Here is a 26516-nt window from a genome sequence, read left to right as displayed (position 1 = left end):
TCGAACCACACCTCGCAGGTCGCATCGCAGAGCAGGTAGCGGCGGTCCTCATCGCTCAGTAGCGGACCCAGGTGCAGGGCGGCGCTGGGTTTCTCGACATCGACATGGACGACGACAGTCGTGTGCTGCCCGTGGGGGCGGCGTGCGGCGTCGGCGTCCCACCCGGCCTCCATCAAGCTCATGAAGGCGTCGAGGTTGGTGGGGAACGGGGCCTCGTCCTCGGCGCCGCGGTCGTGGATCAGGGCATCACGGTGCGATTGCAGGGCGGCGTCGAATGTCGCGGCGTCCAACTTCGGCAGCGTGATCGTCCAGGTGGCGCGGTCACCGTGGTCGCGTTTGGTAATGGAGGCTTTCGGTGCGGGCTGGGGTTTGGGGGGTTGGGGTTCGAGTTTGACCGCGGTGCGCAACTGGGTGACCGTGGCGGCCTCGGCGGTCTGGATGTAGTGCTCATCGGAGCCGTCGGCGGCGTGTTCGGCCAGCACCCCGAGCCGATCCAGCGACAGCCGCCCCTCGCGTAGGGCTTGGGTGCAGCGCGGGAACTCTTCGGCGCGGCGGGCGACGGTGACCATGACCTCGGCGTTGCGGGGGGTGACGCCGGTCTTCCAGGCCACCAGCGCTTCCATGGAGCGGGCGCCGGTCATCCCCCACAGCTTGTCGCGGTCGATCTCCTCGATGATGTCGATCAGGCGTCCGTCGATCGCGTTGCGCTGACCGGACAGCTCGGCGAACTCGTCGAACAGCACCTCGAGGCGGTCTTTCGGGCTGACCCGACTGACCAAAGACACTGCCGCGCTGGACATGACCCCATTCAAGCAGCAGCCACCGACAAGAAATCGCGCCGGATTCAGTGGTGGTGATGGTGCGGCCGTCCGCCGCCCTCACCCCGCCGCCGGGCCTCCTCGCCCTCGCGGATCAACCGCAGCTGCTCGTCGGTGCCGCGGCCCGCCAGCAGCGGTTGAGACGGATCCCAGGTGGTGCCGTCCGCGGCATCCCGGCGCCGACGCGCGATGGCCGAGATCACCTCCAGCACCACGCGATTGCCGAGTAGCGCGGTGATGTCGGCATGGTCGTACGGCGGCGCCACCTCCACGACGTCGACACCGACGACCGGTAGCTCGTAACAGATCCGGCGGACGGCGTCGAGCAACTGCCGGGCCGAGAATCCGCCCGGCTCCGGTGTGCCCGTACCCGGCGCATGACCGGGGTCGCACACGTCGATGTCCACCGACAGGAACACCCCTTCGCACGCGTCGGTCGCGATCGCGAAAGCCTCGGTTAGACACGGTTCCAAACCCCGGGCCACGATCTCGGTCATCTCGTAGGACCGCAGCCCCTGGGCGGCCATCCACTGCAGCACCGGTTCGTCGGGCCAGTACCCGCGCAGACCCAGCTGCAGGAACCGGTCGCCGCGCAGTGCGCCTGATTCGATCAACCGGCGCATCGGCAGACCGTGTCCGACAAGCGATCCCAGGTGGATGTCGCCGGTGTCGGCGTGCGCGTCGAAGTGGATCATCGACACCTTGCCGAACCCGTGGTGGCGGGCCACCCCGGTGTGGTCGGGCCACGCGATGGTGTGGTCACCGCCGAGCACGATCGGGACGGCGCCCGCCGAGGAGATCTTGTACACGTCCTCCTCGATCAGCCGGACGGCCTGCTCGACGTCGCCGCTGTAGAGCGTGACGTCGCCGGCGTCGTACACGCGCAGATCGGTCAGCCCGTCCACCCGCAGCGCCAAGCTGGGGCGCGATCCGTTCTGCGGCAAGTAACAGGCCTGCCGTAGTGCCGACGGGCCGAAGCGCGTCCCTGAGCGATACGTCGTGCCGCCGTCCAGGGGAGCGCCGAGGATGACGACGTCGGCGTCCGCGTAGCTGGCCGGATCGTCCAGGTCGCAGCGCGGTACGCCGAGAAAGGTGATGTCGGGGCCGAATCCGGTTCCTGCCATTTAAGTTCCGCCTTCGATGCTGTGCAGCGAGATGACCGCCCGGAACGCATGCCGGATGGTGGCGCGGATGCGCCGCTTGTCGACCGGGCCGAGCGGCCGGTAGAGGTTGTCGATCTCCAGACCCGCCATCACTGCCATGACTGTCCGCGAGTCGAGTTCGGGATGGTGTGAGCCGAGGTCACGGAACAGCCGGCTCAGCGCAGGGATCATTGCGGCGTACCAGGATTCGAACATCGGTCGCAGACGCTCGTCCCGGCTGGCCTCGGTGACCAACTCATAGCGGGCCACGATCGCGCCCTGCGGGGCGTCGAATCCGCCGATGATCAGATCGGCGAACAGGTCCGCGATCTGCTCTGCCGGCATCGCCGGGTCGAGCTGGTCCGCCGTGCGCACGACGCGCTCGATCTCCCGGTCGGACAGTTGCTGGAACGCCTGAGCCACCAGATCCGCCTTGTCGGCGAAGTAGTAGGTCAGCGCGCCGAGCGGGATACCCGCCTGCTGGGCCACCACCCGCATGGACAGCCCGGCCAGCCCGACGCGGGCCATCACCTCGACCGCCGCGTCGATGATCTCGGTGCGGCGCTGGGCCCCGCGCGCGGTGTTGCCGGTCAGGCGGGTGACGTCGGTTCTCACGCCTGGAATTTCAGCGTGGAGAAGTCGGTATCCCACATCCACGCCGGCTGGCTCGCCCAACCCGAGTACCCCTTGCGTGCGGCGATGGTGTTGTGCAGATCGGCCAGGTTCACCCAGCACAGCGAATCGCGGTAGGCCTTGGCCGCCTCGACGTAGAGTTCCCGCGACCGTGCCGGGTCCGGTTCGGCGCTTCCGTCGTCGAGCAGTTTGTCCGCCTCGGGCACCGAACAGCCGAGGAGGTTGACCGGGGCATCGGTGTAGTTGTAGATGCGCGACCACGTATCCGGGTGCGCGGCATCGGGATTGAACGACGCCAGCATGAGGTCCGGTCGCTGGTCGGGGTTCTCGCCGAGCGCGAAGAACTGCGCCAGCGGGAAATCGCGGACCGTGGAGGTCAGACCGGCCTGCTGCAGGATGACCTGAACCTGATTGGCCAGATCCTGCAGCGAGCTGTCCCCGGACGGATAGCCGATCTGCACCGCGCCTCCGCTGCTGCCGAGCGCCGCGAGCTTGGCGGGGTCATGGGTGTGCACGTCGGGCACTGCACCGTCGGGCAGCATCCCGGTGGGGTAGAACTGTGTCGACGGTGACCCCTGATCGCCGAACACCGTGGTGGTCAGTGTGGTCTGGTCGAGCCCCGCGGCCAGGGCCTCGCGGGCCGGGCGGGGTCCGAACACCGGGGAACTGGGGTTCACCATCACCATCGCCTTGACCAGCGCGTCCTCCTGCAGCACCTCGGTGTTCGGACCCGCGGCGACGGCCTGATAGTCGCCCTTGGAGGAACCGTGCAGCACCATGTCGAGCTGACCCGATTCCAGTTGCAGACGCTGGACCGCGGTCGAGGCGATGACCGGCAGCGTGATCGTGGTGATCTGCGGAGCCTCGCCCCAGTAGTGCGGATTGGCGGTGAGGGTGTAGTGGTCGGCGGGCACCGCCTCGGTCAGCTGGTACGGACCGGTGCCTGCGGTGTGGCCGGCCAACCAGCCGGCGCCGCGGTCGTCACCGGAGGTGTTCTGCGCCAACGCCGTCGGGCTGATCATCAGCGGTCCGTACGGTGAGGCCAGATAGTCCAGGAACGGTGCGACGGGCCGGCTCAGGGTCACCTCGAAGGTCCGGGGGTACGGCGTCGCCATCCCCGTCACATCGGCGAGCATGTACGACGGGCCCGCCGCCACGTCGATGCGGCGCTGGAAGCCGGCCCTGGCGGCCTCGGCGTCGAACGGGGTGCCGTCGGAGAACTTCACGCCGTCGCGCAGGGTGAACGTGTAGCGCAGTCCGTCATCGGACACCGTCCACCGCTCTGCCAGCAGTCCCTCGATCTCGGTCGACTCGGGGGCGTACCGGAGCAGGCCCTGGTATGCCGACGTCATGACCAGCAGACCCTCGGGCTGATAGAAGGTGTCCGGGTCGAAGGGCGGCGGATCGCTCATCAGAGGCGTCCGGATGGTCGACGCCAGGGTGGCGTCCTTCGTCGGAGCGTTGCTGCCGCCCGCGCAGGCGGTACCCGCCGCAAGCAGGGTGGCGATGGCCAGCGTACCGGCGACCGACTTGAGTGACATCTGGAAGCTCCTGAGCTCGAGTGTGTTTCGTCGAGTTTCAGGTGACTGCGTTTCGGTCTCGTGACACAGCGGTTACTACTTTGTACGAACGTCCAAGTTTTGGACGACTGACCGAGAAAGTCCGCCGCGGTGGCCATAGTCTTCCGGCACACGGGTTCGCAATCTCCGGCCCGGCCCCCGTCGAGAGGACGAAACACGCCATGTCACCCACGCTGCCAACAGCTTTCGATCTCACCGGTCAGGTGGCGCTGGTCACCGGGTCGAGCAGCGACATCGGGATCGGCTTCGCGAGCGCACGCCTGCTCGGCGAACTCGGTGCGGCGGTGATGGTCACCGGAACAACCGACCGGGTCGCCCAACGGGCCGCCGAGCTGCAGGCCGACGGCATCGCGGCGAGCTCGTTCGTCGCCGACCTGTTCTCCCCGGACGAGGCGCGGCAGTTGGTCGAGGCCACCGTCGAGACATTCGGCAAGCTCGACGTCCTGGTCAACAACGCCGGGCTCGCGTCGATCCACAGCCCCGAGCGGCCCAACGTGTTGGCGGCGATGACCGACGACGAGTGGTCACTTGCGTTGCGGCGCAACCTCCACAGCGCGTTCTACGTCACCCGCGCAGCACTGCCCGGAATGGTCGTGCGCGAATACGGCCGCATCGTCAACGTCGGCTCCACCGCGGGCGTCCTCACCGCGTACACCGGTGACGTCGGCTACCACACCGCGAAAGCGGCGATGCTCGGTATGACGCGGTCGGTCGCGGTGGACTACGCCCCCCACGGGGTGACGGCGAACCTGGTGGTGCCCGGCTGGATCGCGACCGCGGCGCAACTGCCCTCGGAGGTCGAAGCCGGAAACGCCACACCCGTGGGCCGCTCCGCAACGGCGGAGGAGGTCGCGGCGGGAGTGGCGTTCCTGGCGTCGCCCGGGGCGTCCTACGTCACCGGTACGACACTGGCCATCGACGGCGCCAACTCGATCTCCTGACCGGCGGCCGCGGTTCGGCAGGCCCGGCGGCGGGTAACGTCGGGCGATGACCGACACCCCCTCGGCCGGCGTCGACACCGTCGCACGGCCCCGCCGGCGTCGATGGCGCCGGATGGCCGTCGTCCTCACGATCATGCTGCTGCTGTTCGGTGTGCCGTGCTGGACGCTGCTGTGGGTGGGATCGCCGTGGCCGACGGCGGTCGCGCTGGCCGGCACCGCGTTGTTCGCCGTCGCGTTCGCGACCCTGCCGGCCCTGATGATGTCCGGGCACGGCCGCACCCGCAGCGACCGGACGGCCGCGTTCGGCGACGCGCTGCTCGGGGCGGTGTGGGTGCTGTTCGTGTGGTCGGTGCTCGGCCAGCTGCTGAGGCTCGTCCTCATCGCGGTGGGGGTCGACGACCCGGTGCGGTCGCGTGTCGTCGCGGTGACCATCGTCGCCGCGGTGGCCGCGCTCCTGGTGTGGGGCTACGTCGAGGCGATGCGCGTCCCGCGGGTCAAACGCCTCGAGGTCGGCATCACCGGGCTCGGCCGCGCCCTCGACGGTCTGCGCGTGGTGATGATCACCGACACCCACTACGGCCCCATCGACCGGGCCCGGTGGTCGGCCGGGGTGGTGGCGCGCGTCAACGAACTCGACGCGGACGTGGTGTGTCACGTCGGCGACATCGCCGATGGCACCGTCGAGATCCGCGAGCCGCAGTCGCGTCCGCTCGCCGACGTGCGGGCTGCAGCGGCCCGGGTGTACGTCACCGGCAACCACGAGTACTTCAACGAGGCGCAGGGCTGGCTCGACTACATGCAGCGCATCGGCTGGGAGGCTCTGCACAACCGGCACATCGTCGTCGAGCGCGGCGGCGACCGACTGATCGTGGCCGGTGTCGACGACGCCACCGCACGGTCTTCGGGCGTACGCGGCCACGGTGCCGACCTCGAGGACGCGTTGGCCGGGGCCGACCGTACGGCGCCGGTGCTCCTTCTGGCCCACCAGCCCAAACAGGTGGCCGACGCCGTCGCCGCCGGTGTCGATCTGCAGATCTCCGGGCATACGCACGGGGGCCAGATCTGGCCGTTCAACTTCCTGGTGCGGCTCGAGCAGCCCGTCGTCCACGGGCTGAGCCGCCACGGTGAGCGCACCCAGCTCTACACCAGCCGCGGCACCGGATTCTGGGGGCCGCCGTTCCGCGTCTTCGCGCCCAGCGAGATCACCGTGCTGACCCTGCGGACCGCCTGACCGCTACGGACCGTCGGTCGAGTGCAGCGCCAACCGGATCGACTGCTGCGACGCGATGCCGGAGACGAACAACAACTCGTCACCGGTCTCCAGGACGTCGTCGGGCCGGGGCCGCAGCACCGCGCCGCGCCGGACCAGGGTGACCAGAGCGGAGTTACCCGGCAGCTCGAGCTCGGACATCGGTCGGCCGACGATGGGGTTGTCGGCCGGCAGCGTGACCTTGGTCAGATCGGCCTTCCCCTCGCGCAGCCCCATCAGGCGCACCAGGTGTCCGACGTCGATCGCCCCCTCGACCCCGGCCACCAGCGCACCGGGTGTCGAGACCGCGACGTCGATACCCCAGTCCTGACCGAACAGCCACTCGTTGCGGACCTCGTTGATACGGGCCACCACCCGCGGTACCCCGAACTCCGTCTTGGCGAGCAGGCCGACCACCAGATTCGACTTGTCGTCGCCGGTGGCCGCGATGACCACGTCGCAGGTCTGGATGCCCGCCTCCTCCAGCGCCGACAACTCGCACGCGTCGGCGTTGAGCCAGTCGGCGGCGGGAACGGTGTTCGGCTCGAAGCGGCGCCACTCGCGTTCGATGAGCAGCACCTTGTGGCCGTAGTCGAGCAACTCGCGCGCCACGGAACGCCCGACATTGCCCGCGCCGGCGATGCCGATCCGCATTCTGCGCTCCGCCATGGACACATACTGCGCCATCGACTGATTTACTTCTCGCAGTGAGTTTGGACGAGCTCTACCTGACGCTGCTGATCGGCGGTGTCGTCCTGCTTGCCAGCATCGTCGGCACCCGGGTCGCCAACAGCGTCGGATTCCCCAGCCTCATCCTGTTCCTGCTGGTGGGCATCGGGGTCGGACAGGACGGGCTCGGGCTGCCGTTCAACGACGTCGAACTGGCCCGCAATGTGTGCACCGCCGGGCTCGCCGTGATCCTCATCGAGGGCGGGCTCACGACCCGGTTCGCCGACATCCGGAAGGTGCTGGCGCCCGCGGGGGCGTTGGCCACCGTCGGGGTCATGGCCAGCACGCTGATCACCGCGGCGGGTGCGCATCTGCTGCTGCGGATGGACTGGCAGCTCGCGCTGCTGCTCGGCGCGATCGTGTCCTCCACCGACGCGGCGGCGGTGTTCTCCGTGCTGCGCGTGCTGCCGCTGCCCCGCCGGCTCGCGGGGCTGCTGGAAGCGGAGTCGGGGTTCAACGACGCGCCCGCGGTGATTCTCGTGCTGATGTTCAGCGCGGTGCCGTTCGCGTTGGACGCGGAGGGCGCCGTCACCGACGTGGTGTACGAACTGCTCGCCGGAGCGGCGATCGGACTGGCGACCGGATTCGTCGGCGCGCTCGCGCTGCGCCGCATCGCGCTGCCCGCCTCCGGGCTCTATCCGATCGCCACCTTCGGTCTCGGCCTGGTGGCGTTCTCCGCCGCGGGCACCATCCACGCCAGCGGCTTCATCGCCGCCTACCTGTCCGCGGTGGTGCTGGCGAACTCGGGCCTGCCGCACCGGGCGGCCACCCGGTCGTTCGCCGAGGGGCTGGGCTGGCTGGCGCAGATCGGATTGTTCGTGGTGCTCGGACTGCTGGTCCATCCGAGTGAACTGGGCGGGGACGTGGTGCCGGCGATCGTCGTCGGGCTGATGCTGCTGCTGGTGGCCCGGCCGCTGTCGGTGGTGGTGTCGCTGCTGGGGTTCAAGATCCCGTGGCGGGAACAGCTGTTCCTGTCCTGGGCGGGCTTGCGGGGTGCCGTCCCGATCGTGCTGGCGACGTTCCCCGTCGTCGCCGGGGTGCCCGACAGCTCACGGCTGCTCAACATCGTGTTCATCCTGGTGCTGGTGTTCACCCTCGTGCAGGCCCCGAGTCTGCGGCCGGTGGCGCATGCGCTCGGGCTGATCTCCCGCGAATCGGCCCGCGAGATCCAGGTCGAGGCGGCGCCGCTGGACGTGCTCGACGCCGAACTGCTGACACTGACCGTGCACCCGGAGTCGCGGCTGCACAACGTGACGATCCTGGAGTTGCGGCTGCCCGATCCGGCCGTGATCACGTTGATCATCCGGAACGGCCACACCTTCGTGCCGATGCCCGACACCCGCATCGCCGTGGGCGACGAGCTGCTGATCGTCACCACCAGCACGACGCGGGCCGCGACCGAGGCCCGGCTGCGCGCCGTCAGCCGCCGCGGCAAGCTGGCCTACTGGTTCGACGAATACGGCGACGCGGACTAGGTCTGTCTGCTCGCGGCGGGGTCAGCCCGGGAAGCCCGCCGTCACACGGACCGGGATGTTGCCCTGCCGGGGCAGTCCGGTGATCGGGTCGTACTCGACGTCGGTGGGCACCAGCCGGCCGACATTGCTGCCGCGGTCGCGCACCTCGTCGTCCTCGGCAGGCAGCCCGCCGAACGCGTGGTGCATCGCGATCACATCCGGCCGCAAGGTGTCGTCGGCTTCGACGACGCTGGGAATGTAGTCGTGCGGAGAGGTCACCGTGATCACGTCGCCCGACGACAGCCCGAGCGCGTTGATCGTATCGGGATGCATGTAGGCAGGGTTGTAGGCCTTACCGCGGTTGAGCGCGGCCAGGTTGGTGCCCGAGGAGTTCATGAAGTTGTTGTGGCGGCGCGGGATCAGCCGGAACGGATACGCGGAATCGCTTCGGGCCGTGGTGAAGTCCTCGGCCAGGACGTCGTGCAGTTCGCCGAGCAGATGGGTGTTCCCGACGTCCAGGCGCGCCGTGCAGTCCGCGTCGCGTTCCTCGACTCTGGCCTCGACGTCGAAGATGTTGCCGTGCGGATGGCTGCGCACCTCGTCGAACGGGATGCGCGACGTCGCACACATCTGCGCGAAGAGTTCCTCGGTGGTGAAGTCGGTGTCGCCGTTGATGTTCAGCACGATCGGCGGGGATTCCATGAACCGCCCGCCACCGCCGCCGAAGAAGTTGACGAACCACAGGTCGAGGTTCATGCGCTTGGTCAGGCCGAGGAAGAACCGCCACTCCTCGGTCAGATCCGAGCCCGCGGGCGGCTCGACGATCCGGTCGACGTACTGCGCGTACGGCGCGGGGATGCCGGTGCCGCTGGTGTAGTACTTGATCAGTTCGCTGCCCATCGTCATCGCGGGCGTCTCCATCTGCATCATCGGTGCGATGACGTAGTGGGCCAACCGCGACGTCAGCGACATCTCGGTGTCCAGCGTGACCAGCAGATCGAGGCTTTCCAACGCGCGCAACGTTTTCCGCTGATCAGGCCAGGCCGCCATCGGGTTGCCGCCGATACAGATCAACGCCTTGACCTGACCGTCGCCCTCGAGCAGGATCTCGTCGGCCAGCGCCGCGGTCGGCATCCCGGCGACGGTGTCGGTCAAGCCGCGCACCCGCAACCGCTCGCCGTAACCCCACCCCTCGTACGGCGGATGGGCCTGGGCCTTGGCGGTGAAGGCGGGCATCAGGGTGTTGGGCCGCGTCACCTTCTCGCCGGCGCGCTGCCAGCGGCCGCAGATGGTGGTCAGGCACAGGCACAGGTATTCGAGCAGGCTGCCGTGCAGCGCGAAGTTGGCGCCGGTGCCCGCGTTCACCATCCCGGGGCGGTCGCCGTAGGTGGCGAAGAGCCGGGTGGCTTCGAGGAACTGCTGCAGCGGGATGTCGGCGCGTTCGGCGACGTAGTCGGGGGTGAAGCCGGCGGTCGCTTCGGCCAGCGCCTCGAAACCCTCGACGTGTTCGGCGAGAAAGTCGTAGTCGCATAGCTTTTCGTTGATGATCAGGTTGATCATGCCCGCCACGATCGTGACGTCCTCGCCCGGGCGCGGCTGGAGGTGGATGGCGGCCCGCGCCGCGGTCTGCGACCGGCGCGGGTCGATGACGATCAGCTTCATCCCGCGGCCGATCGCCGATCGCAGATTCTGCGCCGGATTCTGGCCGGGGATACCGATCGCCTTGGATACCAGGGGATTGGTCCCGATCAGCAGCCAGCTGTCAGCTTCGTGGAAGTCGATGTCGCCGCCCAGCCAGTGGCCGTGCGCGGCGAGGGCGATCTGCTTACCCGGTTGGTCGATCGTGTTGGCGGTGAAGAACATCGGCGATTCGATTCCGCGGATGAAGGCGTTCGCCATGAGGGCCGACGCCGGGTAGGGCAGACCGTTGGTGCCGAGATACAGCGCGACCGAACGCGGGCCGTGTTCGGAGATCAGCTCCTGCAGGCGGTCCGCGATCTCGTCCATCGCCCGCTCGGCCTCGATCGCGGCGTAGGTGCCGTCGGGCTGCCGCTTCTGGCTGTGCAACAGCCGGCCGGGGTTGTTGTGGATCTCCGGCAGGGCCCGGCCCTTGGCGCAGGAGTAGCCCTTGAACAGCGGATTGTCGGGATCACCGGTGACCTTCGTGAGCCGGCCGTCGACCACGGTGGCCAGGACGCCGCAGTGTGCCGAACAGATGCGGCAGATTCCGGGGTGGGTGGTGACGGTGGAGGCAGAGGTGCTGGGCACTCGCTCAGTTTTTCATCGTCCGGCGCGAGCAGACGCAGAATCGGGTGATTGGTGTCTTACGAATCCGAGTTCGTGTCGGCTCGGCGGGCCTGGGCGCGGCGTTTGCCCTCGTGCATCGCCGCGACGCGGGCGACGGGGATGGTGTGGCCCTGCGCGACGAGGTCGGCGGGCAGGGACTGCGGTGCGGGCATCTGCTCGGCCCACGGGTCGCGATCGCCGAGCACGTCGACCGCCGTGCGCACCGTGAAGTCCGACGGATGTACGGCGTCGAGCTCCGCCCACGTCACCGGGAACGAGACTGGGGTGCCCGGGCGGAACCGCGGGCTGTAGGGGGCCACCACCGTCGCGCCGCCGGCCCGGGTCGAGTCGACGAACACCTTGCCGCCGCGGTCGGCCACGACGAACGCGGTGGTGGCGATCGCGGAGTCCAGGGCCTCGGTGCGGGCGGCGAGCGCCCGGGTGGCCGCCGCCACGTCGTCGGCTCCGGCGCTGTCGTCGACGGGGACGAACACGTGCAGCCCCTTGGCGCCGCTGGTCTTGACCGCACCGGCGAGCCCGCAATCGTCCAGCGCCCGCCGCACCAGATGCGCCACCGCGACGACGGCCGCGAAGTCACGGCCCTCGGGCGGATCGAGATCGAGGATCAGGTGGGTGGGGCGGTAGATGTGGTCGGCCAGCCCCAGGCTCGGGTGGTACTCGACCGCGCGCTGGTTGGCCAGCCACAGCAGCGTGCGCCGGTCGTCGCACACCGGATACCGCACTTCGCGCCGGGAGGCGTCGGCCCAGATGGACACCGTCCTGATCCAGTCCGGCGTGTACTTCGAGGCGTTCTTCTGCATGAACGGCGCCCGGCCGCGCAATACCCGCAGCACGGTGAGCGCGCGGCCCGCGAGGCCCGGCACGATCCGGTCGGCCACGGCGTCGAGGTAGTCGACCAGATCGCGCTTGGTGGCACCGGAGTCGGGGCCCAGCTCCTGGTCGAGGTTCGTCAGCTCCACCCCGGCGCGCTGCTCGCCGCCGCTCATGGGCCCACCCTAATCGGGGTGCCCACTACGCTCGGCAGACATGACCGACGCGGGGACCCCGATCGAGGATCTGCTGGCCCGTGCCGGCGGTTTCCGCGGCCTGGTGCAGACAGCGCTGCCGGTGGCGGTGTTCGCGGCGACGTCGGCCGCGGCGGGGCTCCGGCCGGCCACGGCGGCGGCGGTTGTGGTGGCGGCGGTCCTGCTGATCTGGCAGCTGAGCCGGCGTGAACCCCTGCGTCCCTCGCTGTTCGGGTTCGCCGGCGTGGCCGTGTGCGCGGGTCTGGCGTTCGCCACCGGCCAGGCCAAGGACTTCTACCTGCCCGGCATCCTGATGTATCTCGTGCTGGCCGTGGCGTTCACCGCGTCGGTGGTGGTCCGCAGACCGCTCGTCGGGGTGGTGTGGGCGAAAGTGACCGGCCGCGACGGCTCCTGGCGCCGCAACCGGCAGGTGCGCCGGATCTTCGACGGGGTGACGCTGGTGATGGCGGCGGTGTCCTGGGCGCGGTTCCTGGTGCAGGACCACCTGTATGACAGCGGGCAGGAGGGGCCGCTGGCCGTGGCCCGCATCGCCATGGGTTGGCCGCTGTTCGTGGTCACCACGACCCTGATCTATCTCGCCGTGCGGACCGCCAACCGGACGTTGCCGCGGGTGTCGGGACGCTAACGATTCGGCGCTGACTCGGCCACGGCCCTCGCGCGCGCGAAGCGTGCCGTGGTGTCGTGGGGTGTGATGCCCCGCTTCCGGATCGCCCTTCTCAGCCTGTCCGCAGGCGCCGTCGCGTGTGCTGCGCTCTTTGCCGCCGGCGCCGCCCCCTCGGCGGCTGCACCTACCAGCGATGCGCAGGGGTACGTCGACTCGACAGCGCGGTGCGCTTCCCCGGCGACCGCCGTCGCCTTCGGCTACACCGCGTCGTCGCGCATCGCGATCTGCAAGTCGGCCGACGGCGACTACACCTACCGCGGCGTGCGGGTGCGGGACGGCGCAAAGCTGATCCTGCCCGCCGAGTCTGCCGGGGAGGGCGTGTACACCGCCGAGAACGACGGCGTCACCTACACCGTCTCGGCGGACGACCTCACCGTCAGCGCCGGTGACACCGTACTCCGCGAAGAGGCGATGCTCGAGTTCCAGGGCCCCGCCGCAGCGGGCACCGCGAAGCCCCCCGCCTCGACGCCCACCTCGACCGTCCCGCTGGGACCGCCCCTACCCGCCGAGGTCGGCGGCAGCGAGAGCTAGACGCTCAGCCGGCGGTACCGCTGCAGCCGTCGGATCCCGGCCGTCGAGGCCGACCCCTCGCGCGGCCGGATCGCGGCATCCACCCGGGCCCGGACCTCGTCGGTGTCGAAGCCGGTGCCGATGGCGACGAGACCGTTGGTGCGCGCCGCCGCCGGCGCCGCCGTGACGTGCACCGACGGGCCCACCACGTGCAGGACGTAGCGGCGCATCCGGTCGCGGTAGCGCACCGCCACCGTCCCCTTGATCCGGTACACGCCGGCCGGCGGAGCCTCCGCGAAGTCGAGCAGCGCCTCCGGATCCACACATCCCTCGCTGGTCGAGCTGACCGACACCGCATGCACATGGTGGTGCTGCGCCTCGTCATCGATCAGCAGTTCGCGCAGGGACAGCTGACCCGACCCGGGGTCGGCGTCGTCGGCGACGTCGTAGAGCAGCGTCGGATCGACCCGGCCCCCGACGGTCGCCACGATGTGGGCGTCGGGATTGCACTCGCGGATCCGCGCCTCGATCCGCGCGAGTTCGGTGTCCCGGGTGTCCTCGGCCAGCTGGTCGAGTTTGTTGACCACGACCAGCGACGCCGCGGCGTACCGGGCGGGTGGCACCCCGCCGGAGTCCACCGTCTCGAAATGCCGTGCGGCGTCGATGACGTCGACCACCCCGCCGGGGCGCACCCGTTCGGCGCCGCTGAACCGGATGATCCGCGAGATCGCCACCGGCTCGGCCAGTCCGCTGGCCTCCACGATGATCGCGTCCAGCCCCAACCGCGGGTCGGCGAGCTTCTCCAGCGCGGCGTTGAGCCCGCCTTCGTCGGGCAGACAGCAGATGCAGCCGCCGGCGATCGACGCGGGCTCGTCGACCTGACCGGTGACCAGGGCGGCGTCGACGTTGAGTTCACCGAAGTCGTTGATGACCACGCCGATGCGGGCGTCGGGTGCGCGCAGCACATGGTTGAGCAGGCTCGTCTTCCCGGCACCCAGGTAACCGGTCAGCGCGATGACCGGAATCGACTCCACCGCACCCCCTTCCACCGGTCCAGCAGTGTAGGCCCACGCACGGGTACGGCTGGGGGGCCCGTGCGGACCAGCCGGCACCACAGCCCGAAGTGATCGGACGGGAAGATCCGCGGCAGCTCCGGCGAGATCGGCTCGGTGCCCAGCAGATCGATCTCCGCCGCAGTCCACCGGTCGCCCTTGAGCAGGACCCGGTCGAAGCGCACCTGCCGGTGTTTGGGCTTGCTGTCCCAGCGCATGAGGTTGATGTCGGTGTCCTCGGTGTAACCTGGGTCGCCGGGACGCAGCGCCGGCCACACGTCGCGGTACGCCGCCGCGATCCGGTGGTTCTCGGAGTCCCGCATGTTGAAGTCGCCGAGCAGCACGGCGTCACCGGTCCGACGAAGCGCTCGGACGATCCGGCGCAGTTGGCGGGCCCGCAGCCGGGCGCGTTGCTTACCGCTGTCCAGATGGACGTTGCCGATCACGAGATCCGCACTGCCGACCGCACAGCGGCCGCGCAGGAAACCCCGCGACAGGCGGCTCGGCAGCCGTCGGTAGGTGACGTCGGTCAGCGGCAGCCGGGACAGCAGGGCCATTCCGTAGTTGCCGGCGTCGCCACCGACGACCGCGGCCCGGTGATAGTGCTCGCGGATCCAGTCCTGGCCGGTGAACACGTCCCACGCGGCCGGGGTGACCTCCTGTAGCACGACGACGTCCGGCGACCGGGCGGCCAGCAGGTCGGCGATCGCCCGGTACCGCTCGGGCGCGTGGTGGTCGTTGAACCAGATGTTGAACGTCGCCAGGGTCAGCTCGGCACGGGCGGCCGGGGACCTGGCCGGAGATCTGGTGTGACCGGTCGGGCCGGCGACGGGCACGGACCTCGGTCGGCGTAGAAGCGGGAGTCTCATCCTCCGGTCATGGTGCCCGGTCGGTGGCCGTCAGCGCGGATCCGCGCCGCTCGGCGTCGGGATTGCCGGTGAACAGCCCCGAATCCGCCTTCGACCCGCGCCGCGGTGCACCCGCGGTCTGCAGCTGCGGGATCGCATCGGTCTGGTGGTCGATGCGGCGGCGCGGCAGGGCGCCGGGATTGGTGCGCTGCAGCCACTCGACCATGCCCTCGCGGACGTCGCAGCGCAGGTCGAACAGCGCGCCGGCGTTGGAGGCGCTGACCAGCATCCGGACCCGGACGTATCCGTCGACAGCGTCGGTCACCTGGAGCACCCCGACGCGTCGGTCCCACAGCGGGTTGTTCTTCAGCAGCCGGTCCAGCTCGGTGCGCATGTCGTCGAACGGCACGGTGAAGTCCACGTCGAGTTCGGCGGTACCGAGCAGCTCGGTGGCGTTGCGGGTCCAGTTCTGGAACGGCGTGGTGGTGAAGTACGTGCAGGGCAGCACCAGGCGGCGCTCGTCCCACAGGTGGACGACGACGTAGGTCAGGGTGATCTCCTCGATGCGGCCCCACTCCTCCTCGAGCACCACGACGTCGCCGACCCGGATCGCGTCGGAGAACGCGATCTGGATGCCGGCGAACACCGAACCCAGCGAGGTCTGCGCGGCCAGGCCGGCCACCACCGACAGCACACCGGCCGAGGCGAACAGCGTCTTGCCGATGTCGCTGAACGACGGGAACGTCATCAGCGCGGCCGCCCCGCCGAGCACCACGACCACCGCGATCGCCAACCGGCGCAGGGTGGTGACCTGGGTGCGGATCTTGCGGCGGTGCCGGTCGGCGTCGGTCAGCCCGGTGTCGCCGCCGGCGAACCGCTTGATCACCTGACGTTCGGCCACCAGCACGAAAGTGGCGATCAGCCAGGTGATGGTCGCGATCAGCGCGATCACCAGGGTGTGGTCCAGCCATCCCCGCCAGCTCGCCTGCGCGTCGGAGGTGCGGCGTAGCGCGGCCGTCGCGGCGATCACCATCAGGGTCGCGCGCACCGGGCTGCGGCTGAGTTGGGCGATGTCGCACACCACCGCGGACCGGCGGCCCAGCCGCTGCACCAGCCAGGTGATCAACAGACCCACCCCGTACGCGACGGCGACGGCACCCGCCACCCAGGCGGCGGTGACGGCGAAATGGGTGGCGGATTCGAGCTGGAGGGTTTCAGGCATGAAGCTGTCTGCTCCTTGAATCGGGGGCGGACGGATCGCGGCGTCATCGGTGACGTCCTCGGCGACCCGACAGAGCCTTCCCCGAGTGGCGGCGCGGCCAAACCGCCCGCCGGCCGGTGACCGGGATTGAGAGTGAGTTCACACCGACGGTTCGGGCGGCGGGCGGTGCGCCCGCCAGCGCCGATAGCCGCTGCGCGCGGCGAACACCCCCACCACCGCGGTGATGCACCACACGGCGATCGCGGTGAACAGCAGCGGTGACGACGGTTCGCCGACCGACGCTCCCAGCGCGGTGTAGACGAACGCGCGCGGCAGCGACCCGATCAGCGCGCCGACCACCATCTGCCACAGCGGCACCCCGAACGCGCCGAACCCGTAGGAGGCCAGGGCGTCGGACACCCCCGGCACGAACCGCTGCCCGACGACCGCCCACAGACCGCCCCGGTCGATCAGTGCGTCGAGCCGGTCGGAGCGGTCCGGCCCGAGCAGCGCACGCGCACTGTCCCGGCCCGCGCGGCGGCCGGCGAGGGAGGCCACGGCCGCGGTGCCGACCGTGGCCCCGAGGGTGACCGCGGTGCCCAGCAGTGGTCCGAACAGCACCCCGCTGCCGGCCGCGAGGATCGGCCCCGGCACGAACAGCGCGCCGAGCAGCGCGGAGACCACCACGTAGGTCAGCGGCGCGGCCGGGCCGGTCGCCGCGACGGCAGCGCGCACCTGCTCGACGTCGACCGCCCGCGTGACGGTGAACAGGTAGAACAGCCCGGCCAGGAACGCCATGAACAGTGCGAGCCGCACCAGGTGGCGCCGCCGATCGGCAGGCGCCGGGCGGTCGTCGGACCGCACGTCGTCAGACATCGACGTCGATCCTGCCGCACCCCGGTAATGTGCTGCACGGCGCCGGGGTCGGCGCCGCTTCGTGGGGGAGCAGCAGTGATGACAGACCGGCCGGCGCGCGACAGGTGGCGGCGCGGCCGTACCCGCATGGTCGACCTCGCCGACGACGTCGTCGCGCAGCACTACGGCAGTACCGTGCCGCAGCTGCGGGCGCTGCTGAACATCTCGCACGCGGTGATGCGGGCCGACTTCTTCGACGAGGCGCTCGAGGTGATCGCCGAACAGTCGCTGCGGGCCCTCGGGGCCGCATCGCTGTCGATCAGCCGCTGGGAACGCGACGAGGACATCCTGCGCACCCTGATCAACGTCGGTGACCTCGGACCGGGTGAGGAACGCTGGCCGGAGGACGAGACCTACGCCCTCGCCGAGGAAGCGCACGTCAAACGGTTGCTGCAGCACGGCGCGCACTACATCAACGCGATCGACGCCCCACCGCCGCTGGGCGGCAGCCTGACCGTGCTGCACCGCCTGGGCAAGGAGAGCGAGGTCGCCGTCGCGATCATGCACGACGGCGCCATGTGGGGTGAGTTGTGGGCGTCGGGCACCGACGGTCGCCGGTTCGGCCCAGACGACGTCCAGCTGATACAGGCGATCGCCGCGCACGTGGCGGTGGCGATCGGCCGCGCCGAACTGTTCAGCACGGTGTGGCGGTACTCCTACGAGGATCCGCTGACCCAGCTGGCCAACCGCCGGGGCCTGGACGTGCACCTGGAGACGTTGGACGGCGACGACGGGCGCCGGGCCGTGGTGGTGTGCGATCTCGACGACTTCAAGAACGTCAACGACCGGTACGGGCATGCGGCCGGTGACGCGCTGCTGCGGGTGGTGGCCGACGCCCTGACCGCCGCGGTGCGCGACCATCCCGGCTCCGTGGTGGCGCGCCTCGGCGGCGACGAGTTCTGCGCCGTTCTGGCCGACGCGAACCGGCAGGACGCCCAGGAGGTGATCCGGCGGGTCTGCGCGGCGGTGGACGCGGGGGCGGCACACCGCGCGACGATGACGTGGGGGGTCGCGGCTTCACAGACCGGGACCCAGACCGGTGTCGAGCTGATCGCCGTCGCCGACGCGGCGCTGATCGAGGCCAAACAGGCGCGGGATCGCCGCTCCCACATCGAGGGCGCCGAGCTGGGGTCCGTCGCGGCGGCGCCCCAGGACCTGGTCTCCCAGGTGGTCGCCTGTCTCGATCGGATGCGCCCGTCCTCGCCCGTGCAGGCGCTGACCTGCCTGGCCGAACAGGTGGCCGCCCGCCCGGACGTCGCCGCCTGGTCGATCGCCGAGATCACCGACGCAGGCGCAGGTGAGCGCGTCGAACGCGCCGCCTGGGGGGACGCCGCGCCGGACCGTCGGCCGGTGTTGACGGTCGGAGCGGGCGGCCCGCGGCGATTCGTCCTGCGGTTGCATCCGGCGGGCGAGCCCGACGAGCTGGCGGCGTTGCTGCCGCACCTGCGGGTGCTCGCGCACTACTGCAGTGGATTCGGCGTCGGCACCGCATGACGCGTGCCAGAATCCGGCCCATCCGAGACGTTCGCTGCGACGAATCACTGGGCGATAACGAGTCGGTGAGAAGGCGAGGCGACCCATGACCATCGAGCGTCCCGGCGAGCTCGACCGACTGGCGACGACGTCGCAGGCGATCATGTCCCTGCACGATGTGTTCGCCGCCGAGGAACCCCTGGACGCGGTGCTGGACCGGGTGGCGCAGGCCGCGGCCCGGGCGATCCCCGACGCGGACGGCGTCTCGCTGACCGTCATCGACGATCACGCTGCGCGGACCGCAGCGTGGACCGACGAGCGCTCCCACGACCTGGACACCGCGCAGAACGACGACGGGGCCGGTCCGTGCCTGGAGTGCGCCACCAGCCGCCAACCGGTACGGGTGGCGCTGGAGGAGATCTCGTCCGAGCAGGAGCGCCGGTGGCCGCGCTTCGTCGCCGCGGCCCGGAGCGAGGCCGTCTCGGCGACGCTGTCGGTGCCGCTGCTGGTGGGCCCGCCCGGATCGGACGCCGAGCTGTTCGGTTCGCTCAACGTCTACAGCTTCACCGCGGGCGCTTTCGACCCGTTCGACGAGGAACTCATGCGGCTCTACACCGTCACCGCCGGTGCGGCCATCGCCAACGCCCGACGCTGGCAGCAGAGCCGCGACACCACCGAAAATCTGCAGCGCGCACTGACCTCGCGCGCGGTGATCGACCAGGCCAAAGGGGCGTTGCAGGCCGTGCACGGCTGTTCCCCCGACGAGGCGTTCGACCGGTTGGTCAGGAGGTCGCAGGAGTCGAACGTCAAACTCCACACCGTCGCCGAGCAACTGCTCGAATCGCTGCGCAACCGCGACTGAGACCGACTCACCTGCGCTATAGCCAAGCGCGCCCAACAGGATTAGGCTGGGTCTATCAGAGTAGGGGTTTAAAACCAGAGCCTCGCTAGCATCTCATCCGTCGATCGCGTGACGGTAGAGGCATTGAGGCCCACAATGAACGATTTTCGTTCCGACCCACATTTCATCCCCGTCCCCGACGTCACCATCCGCGAGATCCGCCGTGACGAGGCGTTGATCCTGGAGATCACCGGCGCCGTCGACATGGTGACCGCGCCGAAGTTCCTTGCCGCAATCCGATCGGCTCTCGCCGAGCGCCCGCAGATCCTGGTGCTCGACCTGTCCGGCGTCAGCTTCCTGGCCGCGGCCGGGTTGCACGTCCTCGACGTCACCCGCTCCGAAGCCGGCGACACCATCATGTTCGCGGTCGTCGCCGACGGCCCGGCCACCGTGCGGCCGATCGAGATCACCGGCCTGTCCGGAATCCTCGCCCTGTACGCCAAAATCGACGACGTGGTCGAGTTGAGCGCGGCCTGACCCGTCTGGTCAACCGCGGGAGTTCAATCGCTCCCGCTGAGGCACCACAACGTATTTCGGGTCCTTGGTCGATGCGACGCCGGCCTCGAACACTCCGAAGCGCTGCAGCGCGCTGCCGACGAGTAGCGCGGCGCCTGAGGCGGCCACCGCCCAGCGCCGCCGGCCCGCCACCACCGCGCCGACCGCCCCCGCGACGGTGAGGACCTCCGAGGTCTGCCGCAACCGATGCGGGCGGCCCGTCGTGTACGCCTCACCGACGAGACCGAGCCGGTGCTCCATCGTCCGCGACGCCGCCACCTCCAGCGCCGCTCCGGCCACCGCCATCCGCCGCGCCGGACCGGTCTCGCTCACCGGCGCCAGCAGCATGCCCAGGCCTGCCCCGCTGGCCGCCGCCGACCCGGTGAAGACGAACGGCAGATACGGATGCGCCTCGCGCCAGGCGGGAACCGCGGTCTGCGACAACAGAACCGCGGTGTAGGACGCGACGCCCGGGGCCACCGCGGCGGCCTCGATCCCGGCCGGGCGTGCCAGCCACCCGACCAACCGGCCCAGCCGCGTGGCCCGGATTCGCGCGGGTATCAGTTCGGCCACTGCGGCCAGGCCCGCGCCGGGTCCGTAACCGCCGAGCAACCACGTCCCCATACTCATCGGGGAACTCGGTTTGGCCACCCGCAGCATGTGGTGGAACCGCTCCGGGCGGCCCAGATCGCCGATCAGGAAATACATGCTCGCCAGCAGACTCACCAACGCACCGACCCGTGACACCCGCCGCAGCTGCGGCCGGCCGGTCAGGTCCGCGCCCGCGGCCAGCAACGCCGACCCCGCCGACAGCCCGCCGCTGAACAGATAGGCCGCGATCATCCAGTTCCACACGGGCGTCTTGAGGATCTGCCGCCCGTAGTAGGACCGGAAGTCGGCGGGCGCCACGGCCATGTCGTCGCGGCCGCCCCTGCGTTGTGCGGGCCGGGCGTGCACGTCGTTGGCTCCGGTGTCGCTGAGCTTCTCGCGCATCAGCTTCTCCCGAGGAACGCCGACACCGCGATACCCACCAGCGCCGAGGCCGCCACCCCCGCGTAGCGCCACATGGCGCCCGCATCCCGGGTCGGCACCACCGGATCCGGCGGCAGGCCGTACACCTCGGGTTCGTCGAGCAGCAGGAAGAACGCGCCGTCGCCGCCGACGCCGTCGTTGGGATCGTGTCCATACAGCCGCGCCTCGCTCAGCCCCTGCGCATGCAACTCCTCGACGCGCAACGCCGCCCGCTCCCGCAGCTCGTCGAGGACGCCGAACTGGATCGAGTCGGTGGGGCAGGCCTTGGCGCAGGCCGGTTCGAGACCGTCGTGCAACCGGTCGTAGCACAGCGTGCACTTCCACGCCCGGCCGTCGCCCTCCCGGCGCTCGATCACCCCGTACGGGCAGCCGGACACGCAGTAGCCGCAGCCGTTGCAGATGTCCTGCTGCACAACGACAGTCGAGAACTCGGTCCGGAACAGCGCGCCGGTGGGGCAGACGTCGAGGCAGCCCGCGTGGGTGCAGTGCTTGCACACATCCGAGGCCATCAGCCAGCGGAAGTCCTGCCGGGTTTCCGGAGCCATGGTGTCGCCGGGCCGCTCGAAACCCGGCATGCCGAGGTCCTCGGGCTCGATCGGTGTGCGGCCCGGTTGCTCGATGAACGCAACGTGCCGCCACGAATTCGCGCCCAGCTCACCGGTGTTGTCGAACGACATCCCGAGCAGGTTGAACCCGTCGCCTTCTCCTGAGACGGGCACCTCGTTCCACTCCTTGCACGCGACCTCGCAGGCCTTGCAGCCGATGCACACCGACGTGTCGGTGAAGAAGCCCACGCGCGGCGGGGGCTCGGTGTACCCGGCGTCGCCGGCCACGTCATGGAGCGGACCGTAGAAACTGTTGTTGCTCAAGGTGTCTGCTCCGTATGGTCGGTCGAGTTCTGCGTGGTGTCGAGGTCGGTACCCGTCTCCGGCGTGATGCCCGCGCGGTCGCGGTACATCCGCACGTACTCGAGTAGCTGCGCACCGCGTGGCCGCCGGCCCGGCCGGATGTCGCACGTCGCGACCTTGCTCTCCTGGATGAAGACGTTGGGGTCGGCCACCACACCGAGCAGGTCGTTGACGACGTCGCCCTCGATCAGACCCTGGTTGCCCCAGTGGTACGGCATCCAGATCTGGTGCACCTTGCGGTCGTCCACCCGCAGCGGCCGCATCCGGTCGGTGACGAACACGCGGGCGTCCACCGCCGTCCTGCTCGTCACCACGTGTGCCCACTCCATGTGCGTCAGCCCGCGTTCGGCCGCCAGTTCCGGTGATACCTCGACGAACAGACCGGGCTGCAGTTCGGCCAGGTACGGCAGCTGGCGGCTCATGCCACCCGCGGTGTGGTGCTCGGTGAGCCGTGCGGCGGTGAACACGTACGGGAACACTTCGCCGTGCGCGTCCGGCCACGACGGGTTCGACGGATTGTCCGCTCGCCCATACACTTTGCGCGCCGGGTTGCCCTGCTGGCGGTACAGCGGGTTGCGGACCGGCGACTCGTGCGGTTCGTAGTGTGTGGGGAGCGGACCGTCGAGCACGCCGTTCGGGGCGAGCAACCACGCCTTCCCGTCGGCCTGCATCACGAACGCGTCATCACCGCGCAACGCCGCCACGCCCACCGCCTCGGGCGACGGGCGGTAGTTCGGCGGCTTGTTCTTCTCGAAGTCCGGGATGTCATAGCCGGTCCACTCGCCGGCCTCACCCTTGTCCGGATCCCACCACACCAGCTTCTTGCGTTCGCTCCACGGCCGGCCCTGCGGATCGGCCGACGCCCGGTTGTAGAGCACCCGACGATTCAGTGGCCACGTCCAGCCCCACTCGTTGTCGTAGGGCCCCTGCTCGGTGTGCGGTTTGCGTCGGGCGGCCTGGTTGACCTCGTCGGCGTACACGCCGCTGTAGATCCAGCAGCCGCAGGCCGTGCTGCCGTCGGCTTTCAGGTCGAGATAGCCGTCGACCGCGCGACCGGTGGTGAGGTCGACGCCGTTGATGCGGCGCAGAACGTCCTCCCCTGACGGTTCGTCGCCGTCGAGCTCGTAGTCCCACCAGAGGTCCAGGATCGGACGGTCGCGCTGATCGGTTGAGCCGGCGAGCTTTTCGCGGATCCGGCGACCGAGGTGGTAGAAGAACCACAGCTCGCTACGTGCGTCGCCGGGCGGTTCCACGGCTTGCTCCCGCCACTGCAGCATCCGCTGGGTCTGGGTGAAGGTGCCCGACTTCTCGACGTGCGAGGCCGCCGGGAAGAAGAACACCTCGGTGCGGCACTCCTCGGGGGTGATCTCCCCGGTCTCGATCTCCGGGCCGTCCTTCCAGAACGTCGCGCTCTCGATCATCACGAGGTCGCGCACCACCAACCAGTCGAGGTTGGCCATACCCAGGCGCTGCAACCGGCCGTGCGCCGAGCCGACGGCCGGATTCTGGCCCAGCAGAAAGTAACCGGAGATCTTGCCGTCGACCATGTCCATCACGGTGCGGTACGTGCCGTGGTCGCCGTTGATGCGCGGCAAGTAGTCGAAGCAGAAGTCGTTGTCGGCGGTCGCGTGCTCGCCCCAGTACTCCTTGAGCAGCGACACCATGTAGGTGTCCGCGTTGTACCAGAAGCCCTTCTGGTTGCGGCTCTTGATGTCGTCGAGGTAGTCGGCCAGCGTCTCGTGGCCGGCCCGAGGCATCGCGAGGTACCCGGGCAACAGGTTGAACAGCGTCGGCACGTCGGTGGAACCCTGGATGCTGGCGTGCCCCCGCAGCGCGAACACCCCGCCGCCCGGGCGGCCGATGTTGCCCAGCAGCAACTGGATGATCGCACCGGCACGGATGAACTGCGCGCCCAGCGTGTGCTGGGTCCAGCCGACGCTGTAGACCAGCGCGGCGGTCTTCTCCCGGCCCGACGCCGCGGTCCACTTGCGGGCGACGTCGAGGAACTGCTCGGCAGGCACGCCGCACACCCGCTCGACCATCTCGGGGGTGTAGCGGGCGTAGTGCCGCTTGAGGATCTGGTAGACGCAGCGCGGGTGCTGCAGCGTCGGATCGTTCGGGATGTCGCCCGCACCGCCCTCGACCGGCGGGCCGCCGGACCCCGATTCGTAGGCCGTGCTCTCCTCTTTGGCCTCCGCGCCCCCGGTTTCGGGGTCGGTGCTCTCGTACTGCCAGGTCGACGGGTCGTAGGACGCGGTCTCGTCGTCGTAGCCGGAGAACAGGCCGTCGAGATCCTCGGCGTCCTGGAAGCGTTCGTCGACGATGAACGCGGCGTTGGTGTAGGCGGTGACGTACTCCCTGAAGTCGAGCTCGTTGCTCAGGATGTAGTTGATGACCCCGCCGAGGAACGCGATGTCACTGCCGGCGCGCAGCGCGACGTGGCGGTCGGCCAGCGCGCTGGTGCGGGTGAACCGGGGATCGATGTGGAATACCTGCGTGCCGCGGGACTTGGCCTCCATCACCCATTGGAATCCGACCGGGTGGGCCTCGGCCATGTTGGAACCCATGATGACGATGAAGTCAGAGTTGGCGAGATCCTGCTGGTAGTCCGTCGCCCCGCCGCGACCGAAGGAGGCTCCCAGACCGGGAACCGTGGCGCTGTGTCAAATACGCGCCTGGTTCTCGATCTGCAGCGCGCCGAGCGCGGTGAACAGCTTCTTGATCAGATAGTTCTCTTCGTTGTCCAGGGTCGCGCCGCCGAGACTGGCGATACTCATGGTGCGGCGCAGGGTGTTCCGGTCCTTGTCGAAGTCCTGCCACCCCTTGGCGCGGGCGTCGAGCACCCGGTCCGCGATCATGTCCATCGCCGTGTCGAGGTCGAGGTCCTGCCAGTCGGTGGCATATGGCGGGCGGTAACGCACCGTGGTCTCGCGCTGCGGACCGGTGACAAGTTGCTTGCTCGCGGATCCTTTGGGGCACAGGCGGCCGCGGGAGATCGGGCTGTCCGGGTTGCCCTCGATCTGGGTGACCTTGCCGTCCTTGACGTACACCTTCTGCGCGCAGCCGACCGCGCAGAACGGGCACACGGAGTGGGCGACGCTGTCGGCCTCGGCGGTGCGTGGCGTCAGCTCCAGCGATCGGCGGGACTGCGCGGCCTTACCCCGGCCCAGCGGGTCGTCGCCGGTGAGCTGGCGGTACACCGGCCAGGACTCGAACATGTCCTTGATGCCCACCGTCACCTCCGTCCTGGTCGCTGCCTCGATCCAACCGTCGATCCGTTGGGTTCGCAACCACCGCGTCCCGCGTCGGACGCCTCGGTATACCCCGACACCGCGGGATGAATCCGGCGATCAGCGTGGGCGGCCACGTCACAGCGGGTGCGGCTCGGCCGCTGCGCGCCGATACATCCGGTTGCGGATCCCGAGGATCGTGGCGCCGAGCAGCGCCGAGAGCAGTGACCCGGTGAGCACGCCGATCCGCACGTGGTCGGTGACGGTCCCGCCGTCGAACGCGAGATCCCCGATCAGCAACGACACCGTGAACCCGATACCGGCCAGCAGGGCGACGCCGCAGATGTCGACTGGGTGCAAGCCGGCGCCCGCGCGGGTGAAGGTCTTGATCAACAGCGTGACCCCTGCGATACCCACGACCTTCCCGACCACCAGCCCGACGATGATCCCGAGCGTCACCGGTTCGGTCAGCGACTGTGCGAGACCTGAGATCCCGCCGACGGTGACGCCTGCCGCCAGGAGTGCGAACACGGGCACCGCGAAGCCCGCGGAGATCGGGCGGACGGCATGCTCGTAGCGCTCGCACCACTTCGCAGCGGGTACCACCAGGCCGAGCGCCACGCCGGCGATCGTCGCATGGATGCCTGCTGCGTGAACCAATGCCCAGGTGAGCGCACCGACCGGGAGCAACAGCCACCACCGCGTCGGGTAGCGCCGCACCAGCCAGGCGAACAGCGTCAGCGGAACAACGGCGGCCAGCAGCGGCGCGAAAGCCAGCGAGCTGGTGTAGACCACCGCGATGATCGTGATGGCGATGAGATCGTCGACGACGGCCAGGGTCAGCAGGAAGACGCGCAGACTCGACGGCAGGTTCCTGCCGATAACGGCCAGCACCGCGAGCACGAAGGCGATGTCTGTGGCCGCCGGAATCGCCCAGCCCTGCAACGCATCCGATCCTGCGATGCTGTTGACGGCGACATAGGCGACGGCCGGTACCGCGATGCCGCAGAGCGCGGCGATGACGGGAACCGATGCGCGGCGCGCATCGCGCAGTTCGCCGTGCACGAATTCGCGTTTGAGTTCGAGTGCGACGACGAAGAAGAAGATGGCGAGCAGGCCGTCGGCGGCCCAGGCCGCCAGTGTCAGGTTCAGATGCAGCGACTCCGGGCCGAAACTCCACGCACGTAAGTCGTGATAGCTCTGGGACCACGGTGAATTGGCCCATACGAGCGCGGCAACGGCGGCCCCGAGTAGCAGGATGCCGCCCACGAGATCCTGGCGCAGTGCGCGGCCGAGTTGGGAAATCCTTGGGGGCCGCCGCTTTTCGTGCGCACCTATGCCGGTATGGGGCGGTGACGTCGAAATGTCTTGCACTGAAGCACCTTTCGGGCAGGTATGAACAACCATGC

At 69.7% G+C, this 26516-nt stretch carries 23 protein-coding genes; 8 read left to right on the top strand and 15 right to left on the bottom strand.

Annotation, left to right across the window (positions count from 1 at the left end; translation table 11 throughout):
• The 4 genes from A5757_RS16760 to A5757_RS16745 all read right to left on the bottom strand — a co-directional run.
• Positions 1–800 (bottom strand): DUF222 domain-containing protein (locus tag A5757_RS16760; protein WP_156618466.1); only part of this gene is annotated, 800 nt, incomplete at its 3' end.
• A gap of 44 nt (positions 801–844) precedes the next feature.
• Positions 845–1942, bottom strand: coding sequence for an agmatinase (gene speB, locus A5757_RS16755; protein WP_066836128.1), 1098 nt, complete (start codon positions 1940–1942; stop codon positions 845–847).
• On the bottom strand, positions 1943–2575 hold the full coding sequence (locus A5757_RS16750) for a TetR/AcrR family transcriptional regulator (protein ID WP_082929513.1): 633 nt from the start codon (positions 2573–2575) through the stop codon (positions 1943–1945).
• A complete protein-coding gene (locus tag A5757_RS16745; RefSeq protein WP_066836127.1) occupies positions 2572–4134 on the bottom strand; it encodes an ABC transporter substrate-binding protein in 1563 nt (520 codons plus the stop codon). The genes A5757_RS16750 and A5757_RS16745 overlap by 4 nt, the downstream gene beginning before the upstream one ends.
• Before the next feature lie 200 nt (positions 4135–4334).
• Between A5757_RS16745 and A5757_RS16740 the strand changes: the two genes are divergently transcribed.
• Both A5757_RS16740 and A5757_RS16735 read left to right on the top strand, forming a co-directional pair.
• Positions 4335–5114, top strand: a complete 780-nt coding sequence (locus A5757_RS16740; protein ID WP_066836125.1) for an SDR family NAD(P)-dependent oxidoreductase — start codon at positions 4335–4337, stop codon at positions 5112–5114.
• A gap of 46 nt (positions 5115–5160) precedes the next feature.
• A complete protein-coding gene (locus A5757_RS16735; protein ID WP_066836123.1) occupies positions 5161–6345 on the top strand; it encodes a metallophosphoesterase in 1185 nt (394 codons plus the stop codon).
• 3 nt (positions 6346–6348) lie between these two features.
• Here the strand turns inward: A5757_RS16735 and A5757_RS16730 are convergent, their stop codons facing one another.
• Positions 6349–7017 carry a TrkA family potassium uptake protein gene (locus A5757_RS16730; protein ID WP_066836121.1) on the bottom strand — a complete coding sequence of 223 codons (669 nt, stop codon included), beginning with the start codon at positions 7015–7017 and terminating at the stop codon, positions 6349–6351.
• A gap of 53 nt (positions 7018–7070) precedes the next feature.
• On the opposite strand from A5757_RS16730, the gene A5757_RS16725 reads away from it, so the two are divergent.
• Positions 7071–8567 carry a potassium/proton antiporter gene (locus A5757_RS16725; protein WP_066836119.1) on the top strand — a complete coding sequence of 499 codons (1497 nt, stop codon included), beginning with the start codon at positions 7071–7073 and terminating at the stop codon, positions 8565–8567.
• 21 nt (positions 8568–8588) lie between these two features.
• Here the strand turns inward: A5757_RS16725 and A5757_RS16720 are convergent, their stop codons facing one another.
• Complete coding sequence (locus tag A5757_RS16720) at positions 8589–10814, bottom strand: molybdopterin-dependent oxidoreductase (RefSeq protein ID WP_066836115.1); 2226 nt, start codon at positions 10812–10814, stop codon at positions 8589–8591.
• 56 nt (positions 10815–10870) lie between these two features.
• Complete coding sequence (locus A5757_RS16715) at positions 10871–11839, bottom strand: DNA polymerase domain-containing protein (protein ID WP_066836114.1); 969 nt, start codon at positions 11837–11839, stop codon at positions 10871–10873.
• 40 nt (positions 11840–11879) lie between these two features.
• Here A5757_RS16715 and A5757_RS16710 point away from each other — a divergent pair, with 40 nt between their 5' ends.
• Both A5757_RS16710 and A5757_RS16705 read left to right on the top strand, forming a co-directional pair.
• The gene (locus tag A5757_RS16710) at positions 11880–12503 is read left to right on the top strand and encodes a DUF3159 domain-containing protein (RefSeq protein WP_066836113.1); all 624 of its coding nucleotides are present in this window, start codon (positions 11880–11882) and stop codon (positions 12501–12503) included.
• Between the two features lie 66 nt (positions 12504–12569).
• Complete coding sequence (locus A5757_RS16705; RefSeq protein WP_066836162.1) at positions 12570–13073, top strand: hypothetical protein; 504 nt, start codon at positions 12570–12572, stop codon at positions 13071–13073.
• On the opposite strand, the gene A5757_RS16700 is transcribed toward A5757_RS16705, so the two are convergent.
• The 4 genes from A5757_RS16700 to A5757_RS16685 all read right to left on the bottom strand — a co-directional run bounded on the left by A5757_RS16700 (position 13070) and on the right by A5757_RS16685 (position 17029).
• The gene (locus tag A5757_RS16700) at positions 13070–14086 is read right to left on the bottom strand and encodes a GTP-binding protein (RefSeq protein ID WP_066836112.1); all 1017 of its coding nucleotides are present in this window, start codon (positions 14084–14086) and stop codon (positions 13070–13072) included. The genes A5757_RS16705 and A5757_RS16700 overlap by 4 nt on opposite strands.
• Entirely contained in the window at positions 14059–14940 is an 882-nt protein-coding gene (locus A5757_RS16695) for an endonuclease/exonuclease/phosphatase family protein (RefSeq protein WP_066836111.1), read from the bottom strand. Before A5757_RS16695 ends, A5757_RS16700 begins: the two co-directional genes overlap by 28 nt.
• Before the next feature lie 40 nt (positions 14941–14980).
• Complete coding sequence (locus tag A5757_RS16690; protein ID WP_066836106.1) at positions 14981–16174, bottom strand: mechanosensitive ion channel family protein; 1194 nt, start codon at positions 16172–16174, stop codon at positions 14981–14983.
• Positions 16175–16312: 138 nt separating this feature from the next.
• Positions 16313–17029, bottom strand: a complete 717-nt coding sequence (locus A5757_RS16685; protein WP_066836102.1) for a TVP38/TMEM64 family protein — start codon at positions 17027–17029, stop codon at positions 16313–16315.
• Between the two features lie 78 nt (positions 17030–17107).
• On the opposite strand from A5757_RS16685, the gene A5757_RS23965 reads away from it, so the two are divergent.
• The 3 genes from A5757_RS23965 (at position 17108) to A5757_RS16670 (ending at position 19919) form a co-directional block, all read left to right on the top strand.
• Positions 17108–18562 carry a diguanylate cyclase gene (locus A5757_RS23965; protein ID WP_304440364.1) on the top strand — a complete coding sequence of 485 codons (1455 nt, stop codon included), beginning with the start codon at positions 17108–17110 and terminating at the stop codon, positions 18560–18562.
• An 85-nt stretch (positions 18563–18647) separates the two neighbouring features.
• Positions 18648–19403 (top strand): GAF and ANTAR domain-containing protein, encoded by a 756-nt coding sequence (locus tag A5757_RS16675; protein ID WP_066836098.1) that lies wholly within the window; start codon positions 18648–18650, stop codon positions 19401–19403.
• Between the two features lie 135 nt (positions 19404–19538).
• Positions 19539–19919: an STAS domain-containing protein gene (locus A5757_RS16670; RefSeq protein WP_066836096.1), complete on the top strand. Its 381-nt coding sequence runs from the start codon at positions 19539–19541 to the stop codon at positions 19917–19919.
• A 9-nt stretch (positions 19920–19928) separates the two neighbouring features.
• On the opposite strand, the gene nrfD is transcribed toward A5757_RS16670, so the two are convergent.
• The 4 genes from nrfD to nhaA form a co-directional block, all read right to left on the bottom strand.
• Positions 19929–20930, bottom strand: coding sequence for an NrfD/PsrC family molybdoenzyme membrane anchor subunit (gene nrfD, locus A5757_RS16665; RefSeq protein WP_066836094.1), 1002 nt, complete (start codon positions 20928–20930; stop codon positions 19929–19931).
• Positions 20930–21838, bottom strand: a complete 909-nt coding sequence (locus tag A5757_RS16660; protein WP_066836092.1) for a 4Fe-4S dicluster domain-containing protein — start codon at positions 21836–21838, stop codon at positions 20930–20932. The genes nrfD and A5757_RS16660 overlap by 1 nt, the downstream gene beginning before the upstream one ends.
• Complete coding sequence (gene fdh / locus A5757_RS16655; protein ID WP_231984024.1) at positions 21835–25095, bottom strand: formate dehydrogenase; 3261 nt, start codon at positions 25093–25095, stop codon at positions 21835–21837. Before fdh ends, A5757_RS16660 begins: the two co-directional genes overlap by 4 nt.
• A 150-nt stretch (positions 25096–25245) precedes the next feature.
• The gene (gene nhaA / locus A5757_RS16645) at positions 25246–26481 is read right to left on the bottom strand and encodes a Na+/H+ antiporter NhaA (protein ID WP_369815961.1); all 1236 of its coding nucleotides are present in this window, start codon (positions 26479–26481) and stop codon (positions 25246–25248) included.
• Positions 26482–26516: the final 35 nt, after the last annotated feature.

The sequence above is a fragment of the Mycobacterium sp. 852013-51886_SCH5428379 genome, from assembly GCF_001665575.1.
Taxonomy (GTDB): Bacteria; Actinomycetota; Actinomycetes; order Mycobacteriales; family Mycobacteriaceae; genus Mycobacterium.
This window is presented reverse-complemented; position numbering and strand designations above follow the sequence as displayed.

Bases quoted from the DNA above. Each gene is read 5' to 3' on its own strand.
- speB (WP_066836128.1), bottom strand. From the start codon at position 1,942: ATGGCAGGAACCGGATTCGGCCCCGACATCACCTTTCTCGGCGTACCG.
- A5757_RS16745 (WP_066836127.1), bottom strand. From the start codon at position 4,134: ATGTCACTCAAGTCGGTCGCCGGTACGCTGGCCATCGCCACCCTGCTT.
- A5757_RS16740 (WP_066836125.1), top strand. From the start codon at position 4,335: ATGTCACCCACGCTGCCAACAGCTTTCGATCTCACCGGTCAGGTGGCG.
- A5757_RS16735 (WP_066836123.1), top strand. From the start codon at position 5,161: ATGACCGACACCCCCTCGGCCGGCGTCGACACCGTCGCACGGCCCCGC.
- A5757_RS16730 (WP_066836121.1), bottom strand. From the start codon at position 7,017: ATGCGGATCGGCATCGCCGGCGCGGGCAATGTCGGGCGTTCCGTGGCG.
- A5757_RS16715 (WP_066836114.1), bottom strand. From the start codon at position 11,839: ATGAGCGGCGGCGAGCAGCGCGCCGGGGTGGAGCTGACGAACCTCGAC.
- A5757_RS16710 (WP_066836113.1), top strand. From the start codon at position 11,880: ATGACCGACGCGGGGACCCCGATCGAGGATCTGCTGGCCCGTGCCGGC.
- A5757_RS16705 (WP_066836162.1), top strand. From the start codon at position 12,570: ATGCCCCGCTTCCGGATCGCCCTTCTCAGCCTGTCCGCAGGCGCCGTC.
- A5757_RS16690 (WP_066836106.1), bottom strand. From the start codon at position 16,174: ATGCCTGAAACCCTCCAGCTCGAATCCGCCACCCATTTCGCCGTCACC.
- A5757_RS16685 (WP_066836102.1), bottom strand. From the start codon at position 17,029: ATGTCTGACGACGTGCGGTCCGACGACCGCCCGGCGCCTGCCGATCGG.
- A5757_RS23965 (WP_304440364.1), top strand. From the start codon at position 17,108: ATGACAGACCGGCCGGCGCGCGACAGGTGGCGGCGCGGCCGTACCCGC.
- A5757_RS16675 (WP_066836098.1), top strand. From the start codon at position 18,648: ATGACCATCGAGCGTCCCGGCGAGCTCGACCGACTGGCGACGACGTCG.
- A5757_RS16670 (WP_066836096.1), top strand. From the start codon at position 19,539: ATGAACGATTTTCGTTCCGACCCACATTTCATCCCCGTCCCCGACGTC.
- nrfD (WP_066836094.1), bottom strand. From the start codon at position 20,930: ATGCGCGAGAAGCTCAGCGACACCGGAGCCAACGACGTGCACGCCCGG.